Origin of the sequence: Chryseobacterium sp. sg2396, assembly GCF_042610505.1 — a bacterium.
GTDB lineage: Bacteria > Bacteroidota > Bacteroidia > Flavobacteriales > Weeksellaceae > Chryseobacterium.
Map to the genome: position 1 here is coordinate 165129 of NZ_JBHGAQ010000002.1, position 25151 is coordinate 190279.

At 40.4% G+C, this 25151-nt stretch carries 21 protein-coding genes; 11 read left to right on the forward strand and 10 right to left on the reverse strand.

The window, feature by feature from the left end:
- Positions 1-2337, reverse strand: coding sequence for a TonB-dependent receptor domain-containing protein (locus ACED20_RS02495; RefSeq protein ID WP_294220428.1), 2337 nt, complete (start codon positions 2335-2337; stop codon positions 1-3).
- Positions 2338-2950: 613 nt separating this feature from the next.
- Between ACED20_RS02495 and ACED20_RS02500 the strand changes: the two genes are divergently transcribed.
- On the forward strand, positions 2951-4009 hold the full coding sequence (locus tag ACED20_RS02500) for a cytochrome-c peroxidase (protein WP_294201544.1): 1059 nt from the start codon (positions 2951-2953) through the stop codon (positions 4007-4009).
- 511 nt (positions 4010-4520) lie between these two features.
- Entirely contained in the window at positions 4521-4982 is a 462-nt protein-coding gene (locus ACED20_RS02505) for an Lrp/AsnC family transcriptional regulator (protein WP_294201545.1), read from the forward strand.
- A gap of 431 nt (positions 4983-5413) precedes the next feature.
- On the opposite strand, the gene ACED20_RS02510 is transcribed toward ACED20_RS02505, so the two are convergent.
- From ACED20_RS02510 to ACED20_RS02530, 5 genes are all read right to left on the reverse strand, one after another.
- Positions 5414-6958 (reverse strand): peroxidase, FMP-type, encoded by a 1545-nt coding sequence (locus tag ACED20_RS02510; RefSeq protein WP_378103383.1) that lies wholly within the window; start codon positions 6956-6958, stop codon positions 5414-5416.
- Between the two features lie 15 nt (positions 6959-6973).
- Positions 6974-8470, reverse strand: coding sequence for a ferritin-like protein (locus tag ACED20_RS02515; protein ID WP_378103384.1), 1497 nt, complete (start codon positions 8468-8470; stop codon positions 6974-6976).
- A 5-nt stretch (positions 8471-8475) separates the two neighbouring features.
- The gene (locus ACED20_RS02520) at positions 8476-10539 is read right to left on the reverse strand and encodes a GMC oxidoreductase (RefSeq protein ID WP_294237769.1); all 2064 of its coding nucleotides are present in this window, start codon (positions 10537-10539) and stop codon (positions 8476-8478) included.
- Entirely contained in the window at positions 10536-10979 is a 444-nt protein-coding gene (locus ACED20_RS02525; RefSeq protein ID WP_294201550.1) for a hypothetical protein, read from the reverse strand. The genes ACED20_RS02520 and ACED20_RS02525 overlap by 4 nt, the downstream gene beginning before the upstream one ends.
- Before the next feature lie 420 nt (positions 10980-11399).
- Positions 11400-11840, reverse strand: a complete 441-nt coding sequence (locus tag ACED20_RS02530) for a hypothetical protein (RefSeq protein WP_378103386.1) — start codon at positions 11838-11840, stop codon at positions 11400-11402.
- 473 nt (positions 11841-12313) lie between these two features.
- Here ACED20_RS02530 and ACED20_RS02535 point away from each other — a divergent pair, with 473 nt between their 5' ends.
- From ACED20_RS02535 to ACED20_RS02545, 3 genes are all read left to right on the forward strand, one after another.
- A complete protein-coding gene (locus ACED20_RS02535) occupies positions 12314-13114 on the forward strand; it encodes an HAD family hydrolase (protein ID WP_294223017.1) in 801 nt (266 codons plus the stop codon).
- 118 nt (positions 13115-13232) lie between these two features.
- Positions 13233-13946 (forward strand): glycohydrolase toxin TNT-related protein, encoded by a 714-nt coding sequence (locus ACED20_RS02540; RefSeq protein WP_294201554.1) that lies wholly within the window; start codon positions 13233-13235, stop codon positions 13944-13946.
- Between the two features lie 7 nt (positions 13947-13953).
- Positions 13954-14370: a hypothetical protein gene (locus ACED20_RS02545; RefSeq protein WP_294223023.1), complete on the forward strand. Its 417-nt coding sequence runs from the start codon at positions 13954-13956 to the stop codon at positions 14368-14370.
- A 174-nt stretch (positions 14371-14544) separates the two neighbouring features.
- Here the strand turns inward: ACED20_RS02545 and ACED20_RS02550 are convergent, their stop codons facing one another.
- Positions 14545-14964: a hypothetical protein gene (locus ACED20_RS02550; RefSeq protein WP_294223035.1), complete on the reverse strand. Its 420-nt coding sequence runs from the start codon at positions 14962-14964 to the stop codon at positions 14545-14547.
- Between the two features lie 238 nt (positions 14965-15202).
- Positions 15203-16396, reverse strand: coding sequence for an MFS transporter (locus ACED20_RS02555; RefSeq protein ID WP_294331092.1), 1194 nt, complete (start codon positions 16394-16396; stop codon positions 15203-15205).
- A gap of 441 nt (positions 16397-16837) precedes the next feature.
- Between ACED20_RS02555 and ACED20_RS02560 the strand changes: the two genes are divergently transcribed.
- Positions 16838-18421 (forward strand): Na+/H+ antiporter, encoded by a 1584-nt coding sequence (locus tag ACED20_RS02560; protein ID WP_294262994.1) that lies wholly within the window; start codon positions 16838-16840, stop codon positions 18419-18421.
- On the opposite strand, the gene ACED20_RS02565 is transcribed toward ACED20_RS02560, so the two are convergent.
- Both ACED20_RS02565 and ACED20_RS02570 read right to left on the reverse strand, forming a co-directional pair.
- Complete coding sequence (locus tag ACED20_RS02565) at positions 18407-18736, reverse strand: hypothetical protein (RefSeq protein ID WP_294201562.1); 330 nt, start codon at positions 18734-18736, stop codon at positions 18407-18409. The genes ACED20_RS02560 and ACED20_RS02565 overlap by 15 nt on opposite strands.
- A gap of 433 nt (positions 18737-19169) precedes the next feature.
- The gene (locus ACED20_RS02570) at positions 19170-19817 is read right to left on the reverse strand and encodes a DUF1349 domain-containing protein (RefSeq protein WP_294263000.1); all 648 of its coding nucleotides are present in this window, start codon (positions 19815-19817) and stop codon (positions 19170-19172) included.
- Between the two features lie 95 nt (positions 19818-19912).
- Here ACED20_RS02570 and ACED20_RS02575 point away from each other — a divergent pair, with 95 nt between their 5' ends.
- The 5 genes from ACED20_RS02575 (at position 19913) to ACED20_RS02595 (ending at position 24596) form a co-directional block, all read left to right on the forward strand.
- Positions 19913-20668, forward strand: a complete 756-nt coding sequence (locus ACED20_RS02575; protein WP_294315121.1) for a response regulator transcription factor — start codon at positions 19913-19915, stop codon at positions 20666-20668.
- A gap of 231 nt (positions 20669-20899) precedes the next feature.
- Positions 20900-22159, forward strand: coding sequence for an aminotransferase class I/II-fold pyridoxal phosphate-dependent enzyme (locus ACED20_RS02580; protein ID WP_378103389.1), 1260 nt, complete (start codon positions 20900-20902; stop codon positions 22157-22159).
- Between the two features lie 7 nt (positions 22160-22166).
- Complete coding sequence (locus tag ACED20_RS02585; protein WP_294201567.1) at positions 22167-22796, forward strand: TetR/AcrR family transcriptional regulator; 630 nt, start codon at positions 22167-22169, stop codon at positions 22794-22796.
- A 97-nt stretch (positions 22797-22893) separates the two neighbouring features.
- Entirely contained in the window at positions 22894-23979 is a 1086-nt protein-coding gene (gene dnaX, locus ACED20_RS02590) for a DNA polymerase III subunit gamma/tau (RefSeq protein WP_294201569.1), read from the forward strand.
- 296 nt (positions 23980-24275) lie between these two features.
- Complete coding sequence (locus tag ACED20_RS02595; RefSeq protein ID WP_294224075.1) at positions 24276-24596, forward strand: hypothetical protein; 321 nt, start codon at positions 24276-24278, stop codon at positions 24594-24596.
- The last annotated feature ends 555 nt before the right edge of the window (positions 24597-25151 follow it).

Sequence of the window (25151 nt, forward strand, 5' to 3'; positions counted from 1 at the left end):
TTAGAATTTAAAATTGTACGTAATGTTCGGAACCCAGCGGAATAGTGAGGTCTGTACCGCGCGGTAAGTTCCCGGATTGTCAGGGTTGTCTTTAAAGGCAATGGAGTAAGCATTTTCCCGTCCGTAAATATTATACACCCCGAACGACCAGGAGCCTCTGAAACGTTTGTTGCCGTCCGGCTCATACGTGGCGTTCAGATCCATTCTATGATAAGCGGGCATCCGATCGGCATTCCTGCTGCTGTACTGAAGGATCGACTGGTCGTTCAGTACATATTTCCCCGTAGGGAAAGTCACGGCATTTCCGGTGCTGTACACAAACAATCCTGAAAAGGACCATTTTGTATTAAACTGATAAGTAGCAACTATCGCAAGATCGTGTGTTTTATCTATCCTTGCATTGTACCATTCGTTATTGTTGATTCCTTCTATCTTTCTTTCGGTTTTGGATAGGGTGTATGAAATCCAGCCGGTCAGTTTCCCGCTTTTCTTTTTGGCAATCAGCTCCAGTCCGTAGGCCCTTCCTTTCCCGAAAAGCAGTTCGCTTTCCACATCGGCGGCCGTGTCAAAGGCTATTTGTGCCCCGTTTTTGTAGTCGATCTGGTTCTGCATGGATTTATAATATACCTCCGCATTCACTTCATAATTGTTATTGCTGAAATTACGGCTGTATCCGAGGCTTACCTGGTCCGCAATTTCCGGCTTTACGGTATAGCTGGTTCCGATCCACTGGTCCGTAGGATTTCCGCTTCCGCTGTTGCTCAGAAGATGCAGGTTCTGCGTATTGCGTGCATAGCCTCCTTTGATGCTGCTGGTTTCATTCAGCCGGTAGTTGGCAGTCACTCTCGGTTCGGCATTCGTATACGTTTTCCCGAATCTCCCTTTTTCAAGAAATTCCGAACCGGTAAGTACTCCTTTTTCATAGATATTATAAGTATCTCCTCCCAGAACACTGTACAGCGAAAACCTAAGTCCGTAATTGATGGTCAGTTTTTCGGTCGCTTTGAAATCGTCATTGATGTAAAACGCATTTTCCCAGGAGTATCTCGGATTTCTCGGATAGCTGCTTACACTGGTTCCCGATGCGCTGCTGGGAGTAATTGTGTGATAAATAGACTGCAGCCCGAATTTTACCGAATGCTTATTACCGGCAAACCAGGTGAAGTCCTGCTTCAGGTTCCAGTCTTCAATCTTGGATGAAAGGCCGAAAGTATTGTTGTTGCTGCTTAAGCTGAAATCATAATTGTAATTGCTGTAAATCAGCGAGGTATTGGAGAACAGTTTGCTGCTGATAATGCTGTTCCAGCGCAGGGTAGCGGTGGTGTTTCCCCAGTTTGAATCAAAGGTATCTCCTAATCCCAAAACATCGCGTCCGAAATAACCGGATAAATAAAGCCGGTTATTTTCATTCACCTGGTAATTGGCTTTTAAATTCAGATCATAGAAATACAGTTTATTGTCTTTATAATCATCCGTAGCTTTTAGGAAAAGGTCTGCGTATGTTCTTCTTCCCGAAACGATGAACGACGATTTTTCCTTTTGGATAGGCCCTTCTACACTTAGTCTGCTGCTGATGATCCCGATTCCTCCGTTTACATTGTAGGCCTTGTTGTTCCCGTCTTTCATTTTTACATCCAGTACCGAAGAAAGTCTTCCGCCATACTGTGCCGGGCTGTTTCCTTTGATAATGCTTGCATCTTTTAAAGCATCGCTGTTAAAAGTGCTGAAGAATCCCAATAAATGGGAAGCGTTGTAGACGGTTGCTTCATCCAGCAGGATAAGATTCTGGTCGGTGGCACCACCTCGTACGCTGAACCCGCTGTTTCCTTCGCCATTGCTTTTGATTCCCGGTAAAAGCTGGATGGTTTTCATAACGTCCCTTTCTCCGAACAAAACCGGAAGTTTTTCAATGTTTTTGATGCTGATCGTTTCCGTGCCCATCTGGGCGGAGGTCAGGTTTTTGTCTTTTTTAATACCTGAAACAACGACCTCATCAATCGTTGCCGTCCGGTCTTCTCCTTCTCCTGAATCGAGCAGCAGATCCTGCTTGGTATTATCTTCCAGCGAAATCATTTGCTGAAAATCTTTAAAGCCCGGATTGGAAATAATAAGATGGTATGTTCCTTTCGGTAATGATAAGGAATAAAAACCATAATCGTTTGATACAACGGAAATATTAGGGTCTTCAGCCACTTTCACCGTGACGCCGATGAGCAGCTCACCGTTTTTCTTATCTTTTAGCGTGCCGCTCACCGAATAATTCTGCTGGGCAAAAACAACTGTGCTGAAGCAGATCGCAGCTGCAGAAGTAGCGGTTTTCAAGGATAATATCTGCATGTAAGTTTGTTTATTATTTGAATGAAAGTCTAAAGATAAGCTTATTACTCTTCAATTATATAAACATTTGGTGAATTTTTATGAAGTAACTACAGAAGCTTTGGGTTGTATAATACTGTTCACACCTACTGATAGAATCAAAGAATTTAAACCGCAGGGATAGACAAACGTTTTATTGTACACTCTGCTGAATGTAAGGTAGACGAAGCCACTTCATATTAATGAAATATAAAATTAATCTCCTTGTATAATTTTATTAAGTGAAACGTCTTTGTCTAACCTGATATCCGGCGGGATGTATTTGATTGTTTGTTTTTCCTTGCGGTCATAAACACGGCTGCATCTTGTCCGATTTGCTTCCGTAAGTCATAATACGACGGAAAAGAAAAACTTCCAGCATCCCGCATCCCTCTTACAGCCGGTTGATGTAATTTCTGCTTTGTCAAAATTAATTTCCTTAATTCAATATAAAAATATCATACTTTTGCGGAAACTACGGATCTTCATGAAGAATGCTTTAAGTTGGACCCTGGTTCTGTTTCTTATTGTTTCGCTTTTGCATAATTGTTTGAGCAATTCTGTACAAAAAGAAATCAACCGGAAAAATGCTTTTATGGATCACCTGAGAAAACTGTATTCTTCAGGGGATGCTTCACAGTGGCCAAAACCCGTGCTGGATCCGGAATCTATTCCGTCTTTTGCGGAGATCGGTCATTTGCCGGAAACTCCCTTTCCTGAAGATAATCCGTATTCGGCAGAAAAGGAACTGCTGGGAAGAACACTTTTCTTTGATCCCAGGCTTTCAAAATCCAATCAGATTGCCTGCGCTTCATGTCATGATCCGGAATTGGGCTGGTGCGACAGCCGGACTTTCTCCTTCGGCCACAACAGACAGCTTGGAACCCGCAACGCCATGAGCATTCTGAATGTAGCTTATGCACGTTCACTATTCTGGGACGGCCGCTCCCGTACACTGGAAGAGCAGTCGCAAATGCCGATCCAGGACGAAAAGGAAATGGGAGAGCATATCGATGTAGCCGCCGGAAAAATTTCCAAAATAAAAGGCTATGAAATGTTGTTCCATAAGGCTTTTGGCGATAAATCGGTTACCAAAGACCGGATTTCCAAAGCCATTGCTGTTTTTGAAAGAACTGTAAAAAGTACGCCCGGCAAATTTGACCTTTTCATAGATGGAAAATCCGATGCGTATACGAATGACGAATTAATGGGGCTGCATCTTTTCAGGACAAAAGCGCAATGCATAAACTGTCATAATTCCGGGTATTTTTCCAATAATCGGTTTGAAAACATAGGAACATCGCTGATGGGCGAAAAAGGAGAGGACCTTGGACGGTATCTGGTTACGAAGAATCCGGAAGATGCGGGAAGGTTCAGGGTGCCGGGTCTGCGCGAAATATCCCGTACAGGGCCATGGATGCATAACGGTTCGATGAAGACCTTAACAGAAGTGATCCGTTTTTACAGCAGGGGAAATCCCGAACATTCCCAGAAACGGGCTACCTTACATAACGGTATCGCGTTACGGTCGGAAAAATCGGGTATGGTAAGGATGCTGGAACTTTCGGATGAAGAAATTTACCAGATGGAAGCATTTTTAAGGACGCTAAAATCAGAACCTCAGGATATTACAGTTCCCGAACTGCCAGAGTAAAATAATGCGTAAACTCCGACGGCTTTCAAACTTATTATTACGGTATATTTCCATACCATACAGTTAGCTCAAGATTCTTTTTTCCGGAATATACTCTTTTGTTTTATCCATCACTGTTTTGCCTAATTACGTTGATCAGATTAAGAATAAAGGCCGTTCTGCTAATTTCTATTAAAAACAAAAAGCAGCTTTACTTACATAATGCTGCTCTCCCTAAGATTAATTTAAGTATAACTTATATGTACTTTAAATGAACTTTTTTATTTTATCTTTAATTTTTAAAAAGAGACCACTCCCCAATTAGAGTGATCTCGATATAAAATATTCCCTTATATTTTACTCAAAACCGTCTACCATAATCTGGTATTTTGTTTTGAGTAAAATTACATATAAAGAATATATTTTTGATAAATATTGCAAAAATTGGTGAATTAAACTATTTTTTATTTACTAAATAGAATAATATTCTGTATATTTGTGTAATTAATAACCTCTTAAAGAATAATATTCTATGGAACATCTTGACAGTAAGGATATGCAGCTGCTGAGACTGCTTCAGAATGATGCAAAATTAACGGTAAAAGAACTTGCAAAAGAAGTTAATCTCTCACCATCACCCGTTTTTGAAAGGGTAAAAAGGCTTGAACAGGAAGGGTACGTAAAAAAGTATGCGGCCATTCTGGATGCAGAAAAGCTTAACCTCGGTTTCACCGTATACTGTCAGCTGAAACTGAAAAGCAACGACAGCTACCTGGCTGTAGAATTCGAACGCGAGATCCTGGAAATTGAAGAAGTGGCGGAGTGTTACAGTATTTCCGGAGATTTCGATTTTCTCCTCAAGGTTCATGTACGGGATATGAAACAGTACCAGAATTTTGTGTTCAATATTTTGGGAGCCGTACCTTCGATCGGGAGTACCCACAGTACTTTTGTGATGGCACAGGTAAAAAATACCCATGGATTAATGATTTGAACAGACAATACGAACCCTAATCAGAAATTAGGTTAATGGAATGGAAGAAGAAACCTGGATCCTGCACGGTTTTTTTGTTAGTATATCAATAACAGTCTCAAATATCAAATGATCTTATTTTCACTTCTTTAATGAGGGCCCCATTATAAAATTCCTTATCATTTTTTAATGACCGGAAATAATATCGGTGAATTTATTTTATCTTAATATTGTCGCATTCGGATACCCTAAAGATTCAATGGTTTTCATGAGGTATGAAAGATTTTTTAAATCTGAATCACTGACCATGTTATTGAATTTTTGCATCAGCAATCTGTTGAAATTGAATGAATTGTCCTCAGGTTGTACTGAACAGCGGGATTTTTGGTTATTATATAAAAAAACCTGCAGTCAACTGTTAAAAAGACTGCAGGGTTATTGCTGATAAAAGCTTATCCTTTATGAATAGGGCATCCCGACGGCGGATTTACTGCCAAACCTGCTGCTTCCGAAAGGGGCGTATTGATAACGGGTCTGTCATAGAACTGTTCTTCAATAATCTTCCTCTGATCTTCAGGTATATCTTCGAGCTTACGGAGGGTATTTGTCTGGATATGCGGCCAGCTGGTCGTACCGCCGTCATTTCCGAAATCGAATTCAAACAGAATAATCTGTTCGTACTGAAGCTGCAGGATTTCTTTTCCTTCTTCCATTACGGTTTCAATCCACATGGTAAAGCTCACTTCAACCGTAGGAACATAGCGGGTTACAAAAGGAACGTTCAGGATGCCGCCCTGTGCGCCGGTTTTATTCTTTGAAGAAAGCTGGAGCTGTACGTAATTTTTAACCTGTTGTCCGCTCAGTGTATCCCTCAGTCTAAGGTCCGGACGTACGGAATAGGGGTACAGATCATCAGCAAGAATCCGCTGAGTGTAGATTTTATTGGAACCCGGATCGTTTTCATCATTCAGGATTTCGTGAACCCAAGCCGGAGCCGGCCGATCGAGATTGATGGGATGGGTAACGCTTGCTCCTGCTCCTCCCATGGTCGGGGAAATAGCCAGATGTTCAGGCTGCCATGCCGCGTCACCCTGCGGAAACTGCGGAGCGCCTTTGATGAGATAATTGTTGTTGCTCGGTGCGATATCGCCGATAAGGGTAATGGTACTCCCGTGAGGAATAACGCCGCTTCTGGAAATGGAATAGTCAGGAATGAAATAAGGTCCTGATATGCCGTCTCCCGGTTTTATTTCCTGCGCCGGAATAATTTCATAATATTCCTGGCCTTCTTTCAGTTGGCTCAGAAGGATATATGACGCATTTCCGTTTTCATCTTTTACCTGTACCAGCGGTTCGTCCCGGTATTCTCCTTTATAACCGTATTTTTCGAAATCCTCTGTACTGAAAGCGTGGATGCCGCGGTCTCTTTTGATGGTTTCTTTGTTAGCTGCATAATTATATACATCACTCAGCCAAAGATACATTCCGTTTTCTTCGTGGATCGGGGTGTACTGTAAAACAGTCTGTCCTTCAGCTCTGGTGACGCTTTTAATGCTCTGTTCGTATTTCAGTGCACCGCAAAACAGTTCGGCAGCACCGCCGCGGTTACGTACCCCGCCCGGCACTAAGGCAAAGGTCAGTTTCTCAATATATTCCTCACTGTCGAAGCTGAATTTTCCTGGGATGGTTCCGGGATTAGTACCCGGGGAAGGCATAATCGTAGTATGTACTCCGCTGGCCAGCGAAGGTCTTTCTATATTTTTATTATAATTGGCATTATAGCTTACCCAGGTTCCGTCCAGTGCTGCCAGAATTCCGTAATCGACATCATTGACGATTTCCTGTAATTTATCTTCCCTGAACGGTCTTACCGGATCATCGATCAGGAGTTTGGAATAACCGTCCATCAGGGTTTCAAGATACCCTTTTGTGTTTTCTGCGGAAGTTCTTGCCATCAGGTTTTCATGTCCTGCGCTGTTTTGGTTTCTTTTTAACATGGTTTTAGTTTTTTATTAGTTGGTAGGATATTCAAAGGTAGGTCCTGCGTTATACTGTGCATTCAGTGGTTGGCTCATCAGTCCTATGGCCTGTTCTTTCAGGGCGTACATGTACATAACGGATCTCGAGATTTCTTCCGGATTGCCTTCTACAGCAGCCTGAATGGCATCCAGCAATTTTTTATAGGTAGCATTAAAAGCCTTCCCCTGTTCAAATAATCCCGGGTTGGACTGATAATCGGCCATTTTCGGGTTCGGCATCATCGGATAGGCTGCACTCCAGTCTACAGGAAGCGGCTTCCCGACAGGTGGAGTCGTTACGGGCATCATTCCGTTTTCGTCGGTAAACGACCTGTAATCTCCGCCCTGATAGAAATGCTCGTGAAAAACTTCCTTAAACCTGAAATAATGTGCCAGTTCCGCGCCTTCCTCAAACTGAGACGGATCGACATCGAAAATAGAGTCGTCCGCTCCTTCGCCCTGGCCTTTTATTTCCTGGAAAACCAGAATAACCCCTTCCAGTGATTCAACAGGATGCAGTTTACCGCCGCTGCCGTAATATTGTTCCGGGCGGATCTGTTTTGCCGGATCTCCGGTAAAAATACCGCCCGTATTTAATTCTTCAAAGCTTTGAGGCACCCTGCCGTATTCTTCATAATAAGCAATGATCTGGAAAATAACAATATAGAAGAATAGTACATCGTAATATTCGCCGATGGTGTGTACATTCTTCATGATGAAGTCTTTCATATTTTCCAGCGTCCAGAAATTGTTTTCCTGAACGGTATTTCTGGACATCAGGCCGGCGGTTTCTATTTCAGGATTGTATTCCGGTGCTTTCACCAGCGGATTGCTTGGGCTTTCGATGGCAATAAAAGTGGCGATACTGTTTGAAGAAAATGTTTCCAGGCCTACGAAGAAATCAACATTCATGGGTAATTTCATCGGATAGGTAGGGTAGTTCTGAGGGCGGTTGACCGACGGTTGTATACTTACGGCATTCATCACATTGCAGACCATGATCATGTGAAGCATTTCTTCCACTGCCACACTTCTTATAATCTGTGAAGCCAGGATATTGGTTCCGTCTTTTATGGAATATAAGGCGGTGAGATATGGAGGAATGGTTGAGTGTTCGATCAGTACGGCCGTCTGCAGCAGGTCCTGCAATACCGGGCGGTAGTCCATTTTCAGCAAGCCCTTCTTTGTTCCCAAAGAGATGTTTGGAATTTCTTCAGTCTTTAATTCTTCAGATATATCCTGGTTCAATTGAGAGCTGAGATAACGGTTAAATTCTTCAGTCTGGTTGTTTAACAACAAATTCGTCAGCATTTTGCTGTGGTACTTCAGTCCTTCGATCCAGTCGTTTTTACTGATATCTGAATGAAACAATAACGAATGTAAGGAAATGGTTTCTTCAACAATTGTATTTTGGATAAAAGAGCCTCTGGCAAAAGTATTTGCTTCCGGCTGTTCATGAATTTCCGTTTTATGGATTAGTCTTTGTCTCATTTTTTTTATTTTAAAATGTTTTCAAGGTCTTTCAAAATGGATTCTACCGATCGGATGGTAAAGGCCGCCAGGGTAAGGGTAGGGTTGGAAGTTCCCAGGGTCGTCATGTTACCGGCCCCAACGATGTATAAATTCGGATGATCCCACGCTTTACAGTAACTGTCGGTCACAGAATCATCCGGATTGTCACCCATTCTGTGGGTTCCTACAATATGCCCTGCTCCGTTGTAAGAATACCTTACATTATGGTATACAAAGGTATTATTGTCTGTTGCATTGTATTTGGTGAAATCTTCAATGCCCAATCTTTCAAACATCTGGTCGGAAGCCATTTTTGCCTGTTCCATTGCCCGCATTTCATATTCCGTTAATTCGTAATTAATGACAGGCCGGGGAATTCCCAAAACATCCAGATACTGATCATTGATGGTTACCCTGTTATTTGGATTCGGAAGCTGTTCAATCTCAAAATGAAACAGGACCTGTCTCGAAAGCCTGTGCGCCAACGCTTCTTTCAGATCCTGACCGAAGAGCCCTGCATTTAAAAATTCTGAAAGATCGGAGCCCGGAGAAAATGCCGGCCATGCCCATCCCCAGTTATCAAGCGGGGAAATCCACGCGGAAAATTCACTTCTGAAATTTCCGTCCCGGAAGGATGAAATGTTGGTGGTGGAACCCGGTCCCCTGTAAGAGTAGATCGGATCAGGAAACAGCCCCCAGGTCAGCATGACCATATGGTCCATCAGGTTTCTTCCGACCTGATCGCTCCTGTTGGCAACCGTTTTTTCAACTTTCTGTCCGTTTTCAACAACAGTATATTTTGAGTTCAGAAGGATTTTGGGATTTTCAAAGGCGTTAGCAGCCAGGATGACAATAGAGTCGTTCGTTTCGATTACCTCTTCCGCAAAATCCGTTTTTTCCTGTGAAAAATATTTTCTCAGGTGCACTTTTGAAATTTTATCCCGGTTTGCGGGGTCAACACTCAGTTTGTAGACCACACTTTGTGCCTGTACCTGAATGTGAGGATTTCGCTGGAGGTTTTCATTTTTGTTAACTTTATATAAAGCTTTCTTTAAAGTTTTCAGAGCGTTGTATTTTGCCTGGACCGGACAGATTGGTACGCAGGACGCATTTCCTTCACAGCGCTCTCCCTGGTAGGGGTTCCAGATAGCACCTAACGCTTTGTATTCTTCATGTTCAATATTGGCTAAAGACAAAGTATATCCTGAATCTGACGGTGTTGCTTTAATTAATTTTGCTTTACCGTAAGCGGTATTAGGCGTGGAATTACGTCCCTGCGGCGACGGAACGAGCGTCAGCGGAATATCCTCGAAATTCAGCTGGACGGAAGTTCCTTTCAGTCCTTTGATGATCTGCTGGTCCATATAGCTTTGAGGGATCTCATCCATCGGGAATACGTAATCCTTCCCGTAATATTCCTCCATGCTTTCTTTTATCGGGTATTCCTGCGCGGCTACATTGCCCGAAACCCCGATTTCAAACTCGGCCATTTCATAGTAAGGCTTTAGCGTATGGTAATCTACAGGCCAGTCCATGGCCCTGCCGTACTTTTTCTTCAGCCTGAAGTCATTGGGAAGCATCCGTGGAGTTGTTCCCAACCAGTGAAGCGTGGTCCCACCGCCGACCCTGATTGCATCACTCGCAAAAGGCATCGGACCAAACTGTACCAGGTAGCCCTTTTTATCGGGAAACGGAGGAACAATCGGCTGCATATCCAGCACATTCGGTGAAGGTGCCTGTTTCAGGTCCGGATAAGGGGAGTTGGGCACTTTGGCTTCTTCCATGTAAAATTTACGGATATACCCGTTGTAATTCGTCATAGAAGATGCGGAATCCAGTTCCAGTCCGGCCTCCAGTCCGGCTTCGTACATGAGAATGGACAGTTCCCGGTATGTTTTCGCGTCGCTCATTTCGGCACGGTGGATCATCTTTTTTGCTTCGGTATCAAAAACGTGGTCTGTTAAAAGCTTGGCGATCAGGGATCCTGCGATTCCGGTTCCTACAATAATCACATCTTTTTTAGGCTGTGCTCTTTCTGTCTGGTTCATGAGTTGCTGTTTACGGGTTTGATATTCCAGGATTTAAAGCCGGGCTGTTTGGCTCCCGGTGGATGGGCATGCATCACGGTCCAGACCAGACCTTCTTTGTAGGAAAGATCGTTGATGTAGGCTCCTTCCCAAGTTCCCATGTACCAGAGGGTAATAACATTTTGGGCAATCGCCTGCGTGGCGGGATCGGAAAAGATTTCAGCGGTGATTGCGTTTTTAAGCTGATCCCGGCTATAGGAATTTTCAAGAATATTTTTGGAAATATTCAGAAATTCAATAAAGGTTGCCGCTTCGATGTGGGTGAGAATATGTCGGTAATAAATCTCGGCTAAACCGGTAGCCTGCAGTTCGTTCACGGAGAATCCGGTAAGGGATTCTGAGATCGCCATGAACACGTCGTAATAGTAATCGTCGACGTTGAGGATTTTCTCAATAATCATTCGTTGAATTTTAATGGTTAGATTTAGTTTTTAAAGAATAATATTTATAGACTCATGTAATGATGCTTTTGATTATTCTTATGTAAATGTAACTATTTTTCATATGGATTTTAATAAATGGTATTTATTTGGAATCTTTCAAAATTAAATGTTAAAATATGAATTTTTAGTAAAAAATATCGTTTATAATAGATGTGTTTTAACAATGGTCTAAAAAAATAGTTCCATATGAACTCGGAATAGAGAAAAGATGAATTCTCTGTTAAATATCGGATCCGCATTGATTTAAACTTTCCTGCTGATTTAAATCAGACGATCCTCTATGTCACTTTTAAACAAAAAAAACTGAGCATTTCAAATGAAATTACCCCAGGCTTTCCTAATATACTACTTATCAATGATGATGATATTACCTGTTTTTTATGAGTTTCTTCGCTGAAAGATTTGTGTGTAAGCATTTGAAATATTGGCATAATTATGATATTGAAAAGAGGCAAACTTATTTTTGTTTTTGATTTCGGAACCGCTTCTGATCTCTTCCCGTAGTTTCCGTACCGCATTTTCGGGTTCGTTCTTACCCATATATACATTCGCAAAGCTGCTCAGGACATTTGCTTTTGCATAGAATATCTTTTTGCTTTCAGATTTGTCTTTCAGCAGCGTATTATAGGCATTATTAAGATGGAGAATCGCTTTGTTATATAGTTTATTTACGGAATAGGTTTCTGCAAGGTATACATCGGCCATGGCTTCATAATATTCGTTACTGTAATCGCCGGAAACTTTCTGCAGCTGTTCTGATGCGATGACAAGGCTGTCGATCTGGTTTTTGCTATAAAAATACCTGCATTTTCTTTCCATTAAAGTCATTTCGGAAAGCGAATCCTTCAGTTTTCTGGATTCTTTAATGAGTCTGTTCAGATCAAGGTAAGCCTTATTGATGTTAACCTCTAACAGCCTGGAGTTTTCGGTGACTTTTTTTTAAGGCCGGAAATGTTTTTTTCCGACTGCGCAAAAGCGTTTACATAGAAAAACAGAAGACAAAATATAATTAGCTGGCTTTTTTTTACAATTTGCACGTGTTCAGGGGCTATTGGTTTTTTAATGGTAACTAACCATGTAAATTTATGAATCTTATTATTATCAGTCAAATTATTTGTTGTAAATGCAATGATTTGTGGATATTAAAACTGTAATATGAAAATAAATAGATAATATATTTTGCTGAAAAACATTGGGACAAAATAAAGGCAGGCTGTTTGCATTGCTAACGAGGCGGTTAAATTTTTATATAATATATTTGCCGTTAAATTCAATTACTGAAGAATATTTTTATGGATGATATAAGGATGATCGTAACGGATATGGACGGGACTTTTCTGAATTCTTTACATGAAGTAAGCCCTGAATTCCCTCAAATTTACGAAGAGCTTAAGAAAAGAAATATTCTGTTTGTTCCGGCAAGCGGAAGACAGATGCTTGGGATTACCAAATACTTCGGCGATACGGAAAGCGAAATGGCCTTTATAGCAGAAAACGGAGGATATGTTATTTATAAAAATGAAGAGCTGTTTGCCGATGAGCTTGATCCGAAATACATTGCTGAGATCATTACAAAAATCCGTACCGTACCCGGTGCCACGGCTGTTCTTTCTGGAAAGAAGAAAGCGTATTTTGATACGGATAATCAGGAATTTATCGATTACATTTCACAATTTTACGCCGATAGCGAGAGAAGGAAAGATCTTACGGAGGAAGTGCATGACAGTATCTTTAAAATTGCCGTTTACCATTCCGGCGGTTCGGAGCTGAATGTTTATCCCGAGCTGAAAGAGTTTGAAAAGTACGATCTGGATATTGTCGTTTCCGGGCAATACTGGCTGGATATCATGAACAAGGACATTAACAAGGGTGCTGCGCTGGAAAAGCTTCAGAAAGCCCTGGATATTACTCCGCAGCAGACCATGGCATTCGGTGATTATATGAATGATATTCAGATGCTGGAAAACTCAAAATATTCGTACGCCATGAAAAACGCCCATCCTTCCGTAAAAAAGGCAGCCAGCTTTGAAGCCTGCTCCAATGATAACTTCGGGGTCCTGAAAATCATCAAAGATTATCTGAATATCAATTAAATACTTTACTCTTTATATTTCCTGCCTTCGGTTATTATATCTGAAGGTTTTTTTGTGCCGTTGTATATTGTATGAATGGAATATCTCCTTTAAATTTACGGACATTAAAATTTTAACCATGAAAAACCTATTAAAGTACATTTTACTTTTCAGCATCCCCTTTTTATCGGCAGGATGTTCTTCCGATGATGATGTTTCAGAAAGCCGGATTCCTCCGGTAATGACGTTGTTTTACCAGAATGCGGATGCGCTGGCGAAAACCTATGATCCCTCCGGAAAAGTAAGCCCATCGCTAAGAAATGAGATTTTTGATCTTTACAAACAGGGAAACTGGACCTCGCTGGAAGCTTTATTTAAAAACAATAACCTCAACGGTGGCTGGCCCCCTGCCAACGGAGGATACAATATCATAGATAATATTCCGTTTTCTGCCGGACAAAAATTCGACCGTTACAGCGGTGCTGTCGGAAGTTACAGCGGAACCGGAACTCCGATCCTGGGAGGAAGTTTTACAAGTCCGATTGTTGATGGATACCGGTATACTTTCAGCCAGCGGGCCCTCAATATGCCGGAGAAATCCTATGACTTTTATTATGAGATTGATGTTATGAATAACCTGCTTCCCTTTACAGGGCAGCTTGCCGATGTGATTCCATGGTTTGGTCAGGTAGGCGGCGGGACCCAGATGATGTGGAAAATCCCGATTGATCCGATGACCGGCTATCAGAAAACATGGAATAAACTGGCGCAGGAAGGTTATATTAAAGTAACCATCATCAAAAGCCCGAGCGGAAAATACAATAACCTGTCAGGAACCGTCATCCAAAAATAATATGGCCATGTATCCTATTACGGAAAAAATTATTATTGGTAAAAAAGCGATGCTGGAAAAAGATTCCTTTATCAATGAAGAGATCGGTTTGTCGGCTGAAGTAAAATTTACCTGCAGTGAGTGCGGGCATAAGAATTCTGTGAGCATAAGGCCTTATGAGTCAGGTTTTCCTGTTTTTCAGCTCTATCATGAAAATAAAGTCTTGTCTAAACATGAGCTTCTGAACAATGGAATGGCTGAAGAAACTTCATCTCACATGCTTCATCTTGGCGAAATTACCGTAAATAATAGGCCTACTTTGTATTTTGGGACCGGTTGCCCATTCTGTGATTCAAAATACATCGGCGTATTCAGTTATGGTGAAAAACAGCCGGGGTTGGAAGTATTGAGCGTATCAGGAATATGGAATTACACAACCGTATAAGTAACATCGCTTTGAACTCAAAAATATTTAAGATTAATAAGAAGTATATTAACTGTAAAAACTTTCAGCATACGGAATCCTTTTCCAACTAATTAACCTGATTTTTAAATCTTACTGTAAAACAAAACAGCCACAACTGAAAAGTTGTGGCTGTTCCTGAAAAATATATTATTATTAAGATTCGGTGCCGACTAATCCGTACGTTATGGAAGCGGGCTCTTTCCCGAACAGGCATGAAAAAATATTCTGAAACTCATGGATATACTTGCATCTGATCGAATTTCCGTAGATTTTTAATCCGTCCACGATTTTTTTTGAATTCAGATCAATATCGTATTTAATGAATGTTTCCGGTCTTTCATATCTGATTCGCTGTTCGGAACTGTATGTTCTTGAAAATCCAAATTTTTCAAGCCATTCCTCAGTAATCTGAATCGGCTTTATGGATTCTGCCGGAACAGAAAAACTGTGAATATCATTCTCAATTTTAACAAAATAATTTTTTCCATCATTATCCTGGAATATTTCAGTAATATTATAAATCTGATTTTTATATTCCACTAAGTTCTTGATTTTTAAATCTGCAACGTTCATACTATTTTGTGTGTGTTAAGTTATTTTTTGTAAGCGATTATATCGTATGGTGGTGTTTGCAAATACCATGCCTTATGTTTAGAATAATATTTGAATTAAATGTTAATCTATATCGAAAGGAATCTCCAGAATGCTCTTCAATACAGTAAATATGAAAGGTTCATAAAAAGTAAAACTCTTCCGAAATGTTAAATTTGTGGTATGTGTGTGGTATGGATGGATTGCAGGAAGGTACTGCTTACTCAATTTTTAGTGATTTATTCTGGCTTGTCAGGATCAGACAGAGGATAATTATGAATGAAAGGGTGATGATAAAAACAGACCATGAGGTTGCGTGAAGAAGATATCCCGTTCCGCTTCCCAAAAAACTTGAACCGAAATAATAAAAAAGCCAATAGATGGAAGTTGCTGAAGATTTTCCATCTTTCGCACAAAGTGCGGTCATCTGGCTCGCCATCGTATGTGCGGCAAAGAAGCAGAGCGTAAATAATCCGAGTCCGAAAATTATGATATAAATATTTCCAGACATCAGCAGCAGGAGTCCTGCCAGCATCAGTGCTACTGAACTTTTCAGAATATCCTTTCTTTCAAATCTCATTGCGAGCCTGCTGGTGATCATTGTTCCGAAAACCCCGAAAATATACATGAGAAAAATAAAAGCGATAAAAAAATGGCTTAGAGAAAAAGGAGCTGCCTCCAGCCTGAAAGTAAGATAATTGTAAATGCTCACGAAAGATCCCATCAGGAGAAATGCCGTACAGTAAAGGCGCAGCATGTAGGAATCACTCAGAAGCCGCTTCATTTGCTTTACTTTAAGATGATAATCCGTTTTTTGAGGATTGAAAAATTTTGATTCCGGAAAAAACTTCCAGAATATCATACCCAGAATAAGACTCTCAATGCCGATCATCAAAAGAGCATTTCGCCAGCCGAATTCACCCGCTAAGATGGTGGCTGAAATCCTTCCGCTCATTCCACCGATTGTATTTCCGCTGAGGTAGGTGCTGATGGCCAAAGCAACTGCTGAAAGTTGTACTTCTTCCGTAAGGTATGCCAAGGCAACGGCTGACACTCCGGAGATGATAAAGCCTTTTGAAAAACCGATGGCAATCAAAAGAGGAAGGCTTGGGATCCAAGCCGAAGTTATCGTAAGCAATGCTGAGGAAATGAGGGAAAAAACCATGAGGTTTTTTCTTGGGAAACTGTCTGCCCGGAATGCGAAAAAAAACAGTCCCAATGCCATCCCGATGGTTGTGGAAGAAACCAACAGCGAACTGTCGCCGACACTGGTTTTAAAATGTCCAGCAACCAAAGGAAGCAAAGGCTGGAAAAGGTACAGTTGTGCAAATACCGAAAGGCCGGACAAAAAAATACACAACCGGATAATTTTAAACCGCCTGCTGTTTTTTTCTGCTTTTTCTTCTGTATGCATTTGAAATTCTGGCTTCTGCAATGGATCAATTCAATGGCCGTAAAGTTCATCAAAATTTTTAAGATCCGGCATGTTCACAAGATGATATTTATCTTTTCTACGTGTTAATGTTAAAAATCAAAATAAACCCATTTCTTAGAGCCTGTTTAAATTTATCTTTTATCTTTTAACATTAAGAATTTAAGGCATTTTAGCTTAAAAAATCAATATGTCGGTTGCCCGGCAATATTCAATTAAATCAATTGAAATCATCGTATTAAAGGGAAGAATAAACAAAGTTTATTTAATTCAGAAAATTAAGAGAAATGACGGAAAGTTTGCTGAATTAAAATTTAAACAGGCTCTTAATCTGGTGTCTGATGTTTTGAAAAATTAAAATTTGCACCGGGAATTTGAAGATAAATGTTTTGCGTATATTTATATGGAAAACCCGTAAACGGAATGATACAAAATTTCCCCTTTTACTTATCCCTTATTATCGTTATTGTTCTACTGATCATGATCGCCAATAAAATCAGGGTGGCTTATCCGGTTTTGCTGGTAGTGGCAGGACTTCTGATCAGTATCATTCCGGATATTCCGATGATAAGAATAGATCCTGAACTGATTCTGATTATTTTTCTTCCGCCTTTATTGTATGAAGCGGCATGGACAATTTCCTGGAAAGAACTTTGGAAGTGGAGACGGATTATCGGAAGCTTTGCTTTTGTTGTCGTTTTTCTTACGGCTACCATCGTTGCTTTTGTAGCCAATCATTTCATTCCGGGATTTTCTCTGGCGCTCGGTTTTCTGCTGGGAGGGATTGTTTCTCCGCCGGATGCGGTAAGTGCGGGTGCTATCTTAAAATTTGTAAAGGTTCCGAAAAGGATGTCATCGATCCTGGAAGGGGAAAGCCTTCTTAATGATGCTTCCTCGCTTATCATTTTCCGTTTTGCGATGATTGCGGTGGCTACCGGGCAGTTTGTATGGCACGAAGCAGTACTCAGTTTTTCATGGATGCTCGTCGGAGGAATCGGTACGGGACTGCTGATCGGCTGGCTTTTTATGAAAGCTCATAAAATGCTTCCGACCGACGCCAATATGGATACGGTTCTTACACTCGTTACACCGTACCTGATGTATATTGCGGCAGAAGAAATCCACAGTTCCGGGGTTCTTGCAGTAGTAAGCGGCGGGTTGCTCCTGTCTAACCACAGGCACAGTTTTCTGACTACTTCATCGAGGCTTCGGGGAATAAGTGTCTGGGGTAGCCTGGCATTTGTTCTAAACGGACTCGTATTTATCCTGATCGGACTGGATCTTCCTGAAATTATCTCAGGACTGGACGGCGTAAGTGTTTCTACGGCCATAGGATATGGCCTGATGATTACGCTTGTTTTGGTAGCGGTCCGTATCTTATCTGCGTACGGGGCTGTTTTTATTACATTAATTGCCAGAAATTTCATTGATGTAGCCGATTCGAGACATCCCGGTTTTAAAGTGCCTGCTATTCTCGGCTGGACCGGAATGCGCGGCGTGGTTTCACTTGCTGCAGCCCTGTCGATTCCCGTAAAACTTTCTCAAAACGGTCCGGATTTTCCGCATCGGAATCTTATTTTATTTATCACTTTTATCGTCATCCTTACCACCTTGCTGGTTCAGGGGCTCACGCTGCCGCTTATCATCCGCAAGGTCGATCTGCCTGATTACAATGATTATCTTCCAAACGACGAAGCGGAAGAAATGATTCGGCGCGAAATGTCAAAACTCACACTGGATCATTTGGATACAAATTATCGGGAATTGCTTGAGAAGAGTTCTTTTCTCCAGCAGATCAGCAAAAAATGGCAGGATAAAATGGAAAAAGAACCGGATGTAAAAATTTCTTCAGAAATTCGCGAGGCCTATCTTGATGTCCTGGACAGGCAGCGGGCATGGCTGATCGAGCAGAACAAGAATGAGCAGCGGCATCTTGATGAGGATCTGATCAGGAAACATCTGATGCAGATCGACCTCGAAGAAGAGAGGCTATTACTGGTTCATTAAGAGGAGTAATACTTTTTCCAGATATTCGTTTTCCTTAACTACTTTATTGTAAGACTGTCTTGCATAGACAGGCGAAAGCTCGTAGTTTTCCGGTTTGGAATTCAGGTCTTCGTTTTCAATATAATTAAGATGCCGTGTATATTCCCTGATGAGTTTATTGATCATCTTCCTCTTTATCCGGCAGAGGGTATTGTTTTTTATTTTCTGTAATGAATTCAGAATAAAAGATTTGTCCCCGTGAAAATTTACTGCATTTTTCACAAACGAAAGGTTGTGGCTATCCTGCAAAACAGAATGGTTGTCTTCAAAAATCATGATCGTAAAAGGTTTTTATGGAATTAAAACAAAGTCAAAACGCTGGTGATGAATGATTATCCATTGACGGGAATCGGGAAAGACCTCTTCAGGAACCTGATCAGGCTTTCTTTCGGGGAAATAATGTGAATTGACATATTGCTGTTTTAAGTGGTTGGTGTAGGGTGAAAGTGATTTTTCTAATTCAAATATCTCACCAAAAAAATAAATTTTATTAAATATATTGAAAATTTGTAATAAAACAGATGTAAATTGTAATTTATGATTAAAAATACCTGAAATGTTTATTGATTTTGTGGTATCTTGTATTTATTTTTTAATTAAACGATATTTGAATAAAGCGATTATTAAGCTCTATAAAGAATTTGTCAATGAAAAAACCTCCTGTAAAAAGGAGGTTAAAAAATGACTGTATATTGAAAGTAGTATTAGTTTATTTATGATTCTGGAGCCATTGCAGTCGGCGTTCGTCCGGCAGGTGTTTTACTTTGAAATTCTCAAAAACCGCATTGAAGCCGTTGCCATCGGGACAGGCTGCCATTAAACCGACCATTACCGGGCTGTTGTCCTGAAGATGGGCATTTCGCATCAGGATGTAATTTTTGTCGTCAAAAGAATAAAATACTTCAACGGCATCAAGCCTTCGTACTGCTTTAATCCAGATCTCGGATGGGATTTTGTCCAAAACAATGACGCTCCAGTCACTTGTTTTGTGTGTTACCACCGTACTCAGATTATATTTTCCGTCTACGAATTCTATTCCCGCCTTAATGTAGTTTTCCTTGTCAATCCTCAGCATCAAACCCATCTGGTCGAACCGGGCTTTATAATTTCCCCTGATTTTAACCTTTGCTTCAAACTCTCCGCCGTATGTAGTATAGAGAAACGGCGCATCATCCACCGTAAAGCCGTAATGAGAAATTCTCCAGTAATCACTTTGCGGCGTAACAAACATCGACAGGCTGCTGTTTTTAATTTCCCATTTCTCGGGCTCATTGAACCAGGTCATTTTTTCCAGGGTCTGGGAAAGGCTTTTATTGATCATACATAAGGTGCAAAAACTTAAAAATATTTTCTTCATTCTTTTCAACAATCTTTATTCGTCTAAATAATCATTACTTTAGCAAAGGTAAAACGAATGAAGATCTACATCAATACTTATAAATAACCATTTTTATGGAAATCGTCGATACGCTGAACAAGACCCTGCTCATAGGGAACCGCGAAAAGGATAAAAGCTGCAAAATGGATATCGAAATATATAAGAATATGGCATGGTCTTATGCTCAGGTGGAAAATTCTATTGCCGTACTGAGCGATATGCAGGCAGATAAAAGTTATGTTTATTTTTCCAGAACGGCTGATGAGCTGGGGCTGAATTCATCTGAAAATCCGAAGGTAATCGATTCGATCTGGGAGGAAGATATCCTGAAAAAAATTCATCCGGATGATAAGCTTAAAAAATATATTCACGAGCTGCGTTTTTTTAAAATGCTGGAAGAGGTAGGCTTTTTAGAGAGGTCTGGGTTTATCGTATTATCTAATATAAGGATAAAGGATAAAGATGACTGCTACCGTTTTGTCCGGCACCGCATGTTTTATTTCTATTCTCCGGACAATGGGAAGCTGCGCTTTGCGCTTTGCCTGTATGATATGGCTTTAAAAAGATTCCAGCCCGGGGCTTCAGAATTTTTAATTGTTAATTCTGTAAATGGGGAGATTGTTGCTGAAGACAAATTGACGTATCAGAATGTGCTTTCCTCCAGAGAGATGGAGATCCTGAAATATGTAGGGGAGGGCTTTACCAGTAAGGAAATAGCAGAGATGTTGTGCATAAGCATTAATACCGTAAGCCGTCACCGCCAGAATATTCTTGAGAAGCTGAAAGTGAAAAATTCCGTGAAAGCTATTACAAACAGTCTGGGGAAGTGAATTATTGTCTCAGCTGTATTAATTAATCGTTTAATTATTAATTGCTTATCATGAGTTTGCCAATTGGATTTTTTTTGTTAATTTTTCCTGTTAATTATGAATGTTCATAGTGTTTATGATTTTTTAATAAAAATATTCTATGCATATTAAATTTTATCGGTAAAATCTTTTAATTTGCTTTAAAAATAGTTTTATATTTGTTATACAAACAGCTAACAAAATATATTAATAATGATGAAAATCGACTTTACTACAGCTACTTTTAAAGACTTTGAAAATATTCCGGGTTTCGATATGATGCAGCGGGCAGATATCTATTATGATTTTCTGGAATACATGAAAACGAACGGGCACCGGTACAGGCTGCAGAACAATACAGGTTGCAGTTCTGTGATGAATATCGGGGAAAATAATGTGACAAGGGAGATTATAAGCTTTGTAACGAGTGATTATTTGGGACTTACCCAGCATCCCAAAGTAAAAGAAGCCGCCATAAAGGGGATTGAGGAATTTGGAACCGGTTCGGCAGCGACCCCTCTTATCGGTGGATATTATTCCTATCACAATGAACTTGAAACCAAAATAGCCGGATTTTTCGGGCGCAGCCAGGAAGAGGCCGTAACGTTTACCACGGGATACACGGCTAATAGTGCGACTTTGCAGATTCTGTTACAGAAAGAAGATATTGCGATCATCGATATGGCGGTGCATGCAAGTGTATATGAAGGGTGTATCCTTACAAACAGAAAAACATTCCCTCACAATAATCTCGAGGCATTGGAGCATACCCTCAAAACGTCGGAACACCAGTTCCGTACGAAACTGGTAGTAATAGATGGTGTCTATTCGCAGGATGGAGATACAGCACCTATCGAAGAAATTTATAAATTAGTAAAAAAATACAACGCCTATCTTATGATCGATGATGTGCATGGGGTAGGGATTTTAGGAAAAACCGGAAGAGGGACGATTGAAGATACGGGTTTGCTAGATAAAATCGACATTATTACGGGAACATTCAGCAAGACTTTCGGAAATATCGGTGGATATGTGATCGCGAATAAGAAGTTAACGAATTTCATCAGGTTTCAGTCCAGGCAGCAGATTTTTTCTGCTACAACACCGCCCGGAACAGCGGCGGGAATTGTTAAAGCCATAGATCTTATTAATGAAGAGCCCCGGCTGAGAGCCAAATTGTGGGATAACATCAACTATTTTAAGAAAGGGTTGGATGCGTTGGGACTGGAAATCGGAACTACCTGTTCTGCAGTAATCCCGGTAAAAATCGGAGACCCGCGAACAACAATGGATGTCGGAAAAATGCTTCTGGACCGCGGGGTATATACTAATCCCATAATGTACCCTGCAGTAGCCAGAAAAGATGCCAGAATCAGGATGAGTATGACGGCAACCCATGAAAGGGAACATCTTGATAAAACGCTCAATGCATTTGAAGATATCAATAAAAAATTGCATATTGCAAAAAAATAATAATAACATGCCTAGAAAAGTGGTACAGGGCCCTATCAGGGATAAAGAAAAAACTAAACAAAAACTGCTGGCTGCAGTTGGGAAAATTTTAAGAACCAAAGGATATTCAGGGCTGAAAGTGAGCAAAATTGCCGCTGTAGCCGGGTTCGACAAAAAGCTGATCTATGAGTATTTCGGAAGTACCGAAAAGCTGATCGATGAGTATATACGCTCGCAGGATTACTGGAGCCGGATGAACCAGGATAATATACAGGTAGATATTTCCGATGGCGGGAAAGAATTATCCAAAGTTGCCATTCTCAATCAGTTCGAACACATCAAGAAAAATAAGGAACTTCAGAAGATCATTCTTTGGGGGCTTTCTGAGAGTAAACCAATCCTTAAAAAAGTTGCTGACGACAGGGAAGAGATGGGAGAGATGCTTTTCAAGAATATTGTAGATCCTCATTTTGGGGACAAATCCGTAAGATACCGCGCCATCGCTGCCTTATTGGTTTCAGGAGCCTATTATCTCAATCTCTATACAGCATACAATGCACAGATGTTCTGCGGAATCGATTTGAAATCTGAAGATGGAAGAAAGGAAATCGAAAAAGCGATTGCCGAGATCATAGACTTTGCATATGAATCAAAATAATGATGAGAGAAAATTTCCCATTGACCGAATTAAGTATTTATAATAATTTGAAAGCTTTTCATTTTTGAATTAGAACTATATTTCTTATTTTTGGCCAATGGAAAATTTTATCGTATCTGCACGGAAATATCGCCCACAGGAGTTTGACACCGTTGTCGGGCAATCCCACATTACGGATACTTTAGAACACGCAATCGCTGAAAACCAGCTTGCTCAGGCCCTGTTGTTCTGCGGGCCCAGAGGAGTAGGAAAAACAACCTGCGCCCGGATCCTGGCCAGGAAGATCAATGAAAAGGACGGTTCTGTTTCGGAAGACGGCTTTGCTTACAACATTTATGAACTGGATGCAGCTTCTAATAATTCCGTAGATGATATCAGGGAACTTATCGATCAGGTACGTTATGCACCTCAGACAGGGAAGTATAAGGTATATATCATCGATGAGGTTCATATGCTGTCCTCTGCGGCATTCAACGCTTTCCTTAAAACCCTTGAGGAGCCGCCGGCGCATGCCATTTTTATTCTGGCCACCACCGAAAAGCATAAGATTATTCCGACCATTTTATCCAGATGTCAGATCTACGATTTCAAAAGAATCGTCATTGAAGATATTCAGGGTCATCTCAGAACGATTGCTCAGAAAGAAACGATTCGGTATGAAGATGATGCTTTATATTTAATTGCTCAGAAAGCAGACGGTGCATTAAGAGATGCCCTTTCTATTTTCGACAGGCTTTCCACCTTTTCCCAAAAGAACATTACAGTAGCCAAAGCTGCAGAAGTTTTGAATATTCTGGATTACGACCAATATCTAAAAATTGTAGATTTAGCTAAAGAAAATAAAATTCCGGAAGTTCTTTTTGCGTTCAACGAAATTGTTAAAAGAGGATTTGATCCGCATATCTTTATTGCGGGGCTGGGGAATCATTTCAGAGATCTGATGATGGCACAGAACGCTTCCACCATCGAACTTATTGAAGTCGGCGAACAGACTAAGGCAAAATTTGTTGAGCAGGCCCGAAAGTGGAACCCTCAGCAGCTGATCGATGCAATTGAAATCTGCAACCATGCGGATATCAATTATAAAAATTCTAAAAATCCGAGGCTTACCGTAGAAATTGCTCTGATGCAGCTCGCTTCTTTAACGGCTGATTCAGGCGTTGCTAAAAAAAAAAGTTCTTAATACTTCCTCCGTTTCCTAAAGAAGGAAATACAGACGTAAAATCTCCTGAAGTCCGTGAAACAAAAGAAATAAAAACGGAACCTGCAAAATATTCAAAAATTACAAAACCTCAGGAAGCTGAAATCAGGAAAACCACAAAACCTCTTACAAAGCAGGTTATCTCCTCAGGATTCAGCATCACTGCATTCTTAAATAAAGAAGATGATGTTGTTGAGGAAGAAGCGGTTACCGTAAAAACGGAAAACCTTCCCCAGAATCATTTTACCGAAACCGATCTCCAGGCAGAATGGAACCTTATGCTGAAGCAGCTTCAGCGGAAAGATCCTTTTGTTTTCAACGCCATTAAAACCTTTAAGCTCCTGAAATCCGGTGAAAATCAGATTACGGTATTGTTCCCTTCGGATTCCGCAAAAGTGGAATTCGATAAGGTAAGCCGTGAATTTTTTAATCATTTTAAAACAAAGGTCCATAATTTTTCCATTGAGATTCTTTACAAAAGAGATACCGAAAACCTTAAGATCGAGGTGATGACCAAAAGGAAAATCTTTGAAAAATTTGCCGAGAAAAACCCGTTGCTGAAAGATCTTGATGACCTGATGCGGTTTGATCTTACGTAACAGCATCAAAAAATCAATCTGAAGCTGGGAGGTTATGAAATCTAACTAAATAAACCTGAAAGGTTTCTAGCCTGTCAGGTTTTATCCATTGCATTTGTGTCGATAGCCTCTAAGATTTTATCTCCGACCTTTATAACTGATTCAAAATTTCCACTAAACAATTTCTTTATTTATTTTTGAAGCTGGTTCTTAAAACTGATTTTTCACAGGTTGCAACAAAAATATCTGATCAAAAAAACAATATTTAAATAAATTTTATATATTTGTCAGATATTCGATCAGGAAAATTGTTTTTTCAGATCTGTACATTTTAAAACAAAAGCCCGGAACGGACGTTCACATGGAAAAATTAAATCATCCATATCAGTCTTTTTTCGCATCTGCTAATCATTTTTTTAGCGGCGATTTCGGTGTTTTGTTTACCTATTTTAGAAATTTCAGAAACGATTATCGATTTTATTATTGGTATTGCTAACTGAATTTCTTTCCAAAAAATAAACGGGATATTGATTTCTTCAATCCCTATTTCCTTTAATAAAGATTTTAACGGCAGTT

What these genes read in the sequence shown, in the direction of transcription:
- ACED20_RS02495 (WP_294220428.1), bottom strand. Translation starts at nt 2,337, where the DNA reads ATGCAGATATTATCCTTGAAAACCGCTACTTCTGCAGCTGCGATCTGC.
- ACED20_RS02500 (WP_294201544.1), top strand. Translation starts at nt 2,951, where the DNA reads ATGGATCACCTGAGAAAACTGTATTCTTCAGGGGATGCTTCACAGTGG.
- ACED20_RS02505 (WP_294201545.1), top strand. Translation starts at nt 4,521, where the DNA reads ATGGAACATCTTGACAGTAAGGATATGCAGCTGCTGAGACTGCTTCAG.
- ACED20_RS02510 (WP_378103383.1), bottom strand. Translation starts at nt 6,958, where the DNA reads ATGTTAAAAAGAAACCAAAACAGCGCAGGACATGAAAACCTGATGGCA.
- ACED20_RS02515 (WP_378103384.1), bottom strand. Translation starts at nt 8,470, where the DNA reads ATGAGACAAAGACTAATCCATAAAACGGAAATTCATGAACAGCCGGAA.
- ACED20_RS02520 (WP_294237769.1), bottom strand. Translation starts at nt 10,539, where the DNA reads ATGAACCAGACAGAAAGAGCACAGCCTAAAAAAGATGTGATTATTGTA.
- ACED20_RS02525 (WP_294201550.1), bottom strand. Translation starts at nt 10,979, where the DNA reads ATGATTATTGAGAAAATCCTCAACGTCGACGATTACTATTACGACGTG.
- ACED20_RS02530 (WP_378103386.1), bottom strand. Translation starts at nt 11,840, where the DNA reads ATGGAAAGAAAATGCAGGTATTTTTATAGCAAAAACCAGATCGACAGC.
- ACED20_RS02535 (WP_294223017.1), top strand. Translation starts at nt 12,314, where the DNA reads ATGGATGATATAAGGATGATCGTAACGGATATGGACGGGACTTTTCTG.
- ACED20_RS02540 (WP_294201554.1), top strand. Translation starts at nt 13,233, where the DNA reads ATGAAAAACCTATTAAAGTACATTTTACTTTTCAGCATCCCCTTTTTA.
- ACED20_RS02545 (WP_294223023.1), top strand. Translation starts at nt 13,954, where the DNA reads ATGTATCCTATTACGGAAAAAATTATTATTGGTAAAAAAGCGATGCTG.
- ACED20_RS02550 (WP_294223035.1), bottom strand. Translation starts at nt 14,964, where the DNA reads ATGAACGTTGCAGATTTAAAAATCAAGAACTTAGTGGAATATAAAAAT.
- ACED20_RS02555 (WP_294331092.1), bottom strand. Translation starts at nt 16,396, where the DNA reads ATGCATACAGAAGAAAAAGCAGAAAAAAACAGCAGGCGGTTTAAAATT.
- ACED20_RS02560 (WP_294262994.1), top strand. Translation starts at nt 16,838, where the DNA reads ATGATACAAAATTTCCCCTTTTACTTATCCCTTATTATCGTTATTGTT.
- ACED20_RS02565 (WP_294201562.1), bottom strand. Translation starts at nt 18,736, where the DNA reads ATGATTTTTGAAGACAACCATTCTGTTTTGCAGGATAGCCACAACCTT.
- ACED20_RS02570 (WP_294263000.1), bottom strand. Translation starts at nt 19,817, where the DNA reads ATGAAGAAAATATTTTTAAGTTTTTGCACCTTATGTATGATCAATAAA.
- ACED20_RS02575 (WP_294315121.1), top strand. Translation starts at nt 19,913, where the DNA reads ATGGAAATCGTCGATACGCTGAACAAGACCCTGCTCATAGGGAACCGC.
- ACED20_RS02580 (WP_378103389.1), top strand. Translation starts at nt 20,900, where the DNA reads ATGATGAAAATCGACTTTACTACAGCTACTTTTAAAGACTTTGAAAAT.
- ACED20_RS02585 (WP_294201567.1), top strand. Translation starts at nt 22,167, where the DNA reads ATGCCTAGAAAAGTGGTACAGGGCCCTATCAGGGATAAAGAAAAAACT.
- dnaX (WP_294201569.1), top strand. Translation starts at nt 22,894, where the DNA reads ATGGAAAATTTTATCGTATCTGCACGGAAATATCGCCCACAGGAGTTT.
- ACED20_RS02595 (WP_294224075.1), top strand. Translation starts at nt 24,276, where the DNA reads ATGCTGAAGCAGCTTCAGCGGAAAGATCCTTTTGTTTTCAACGCCATT.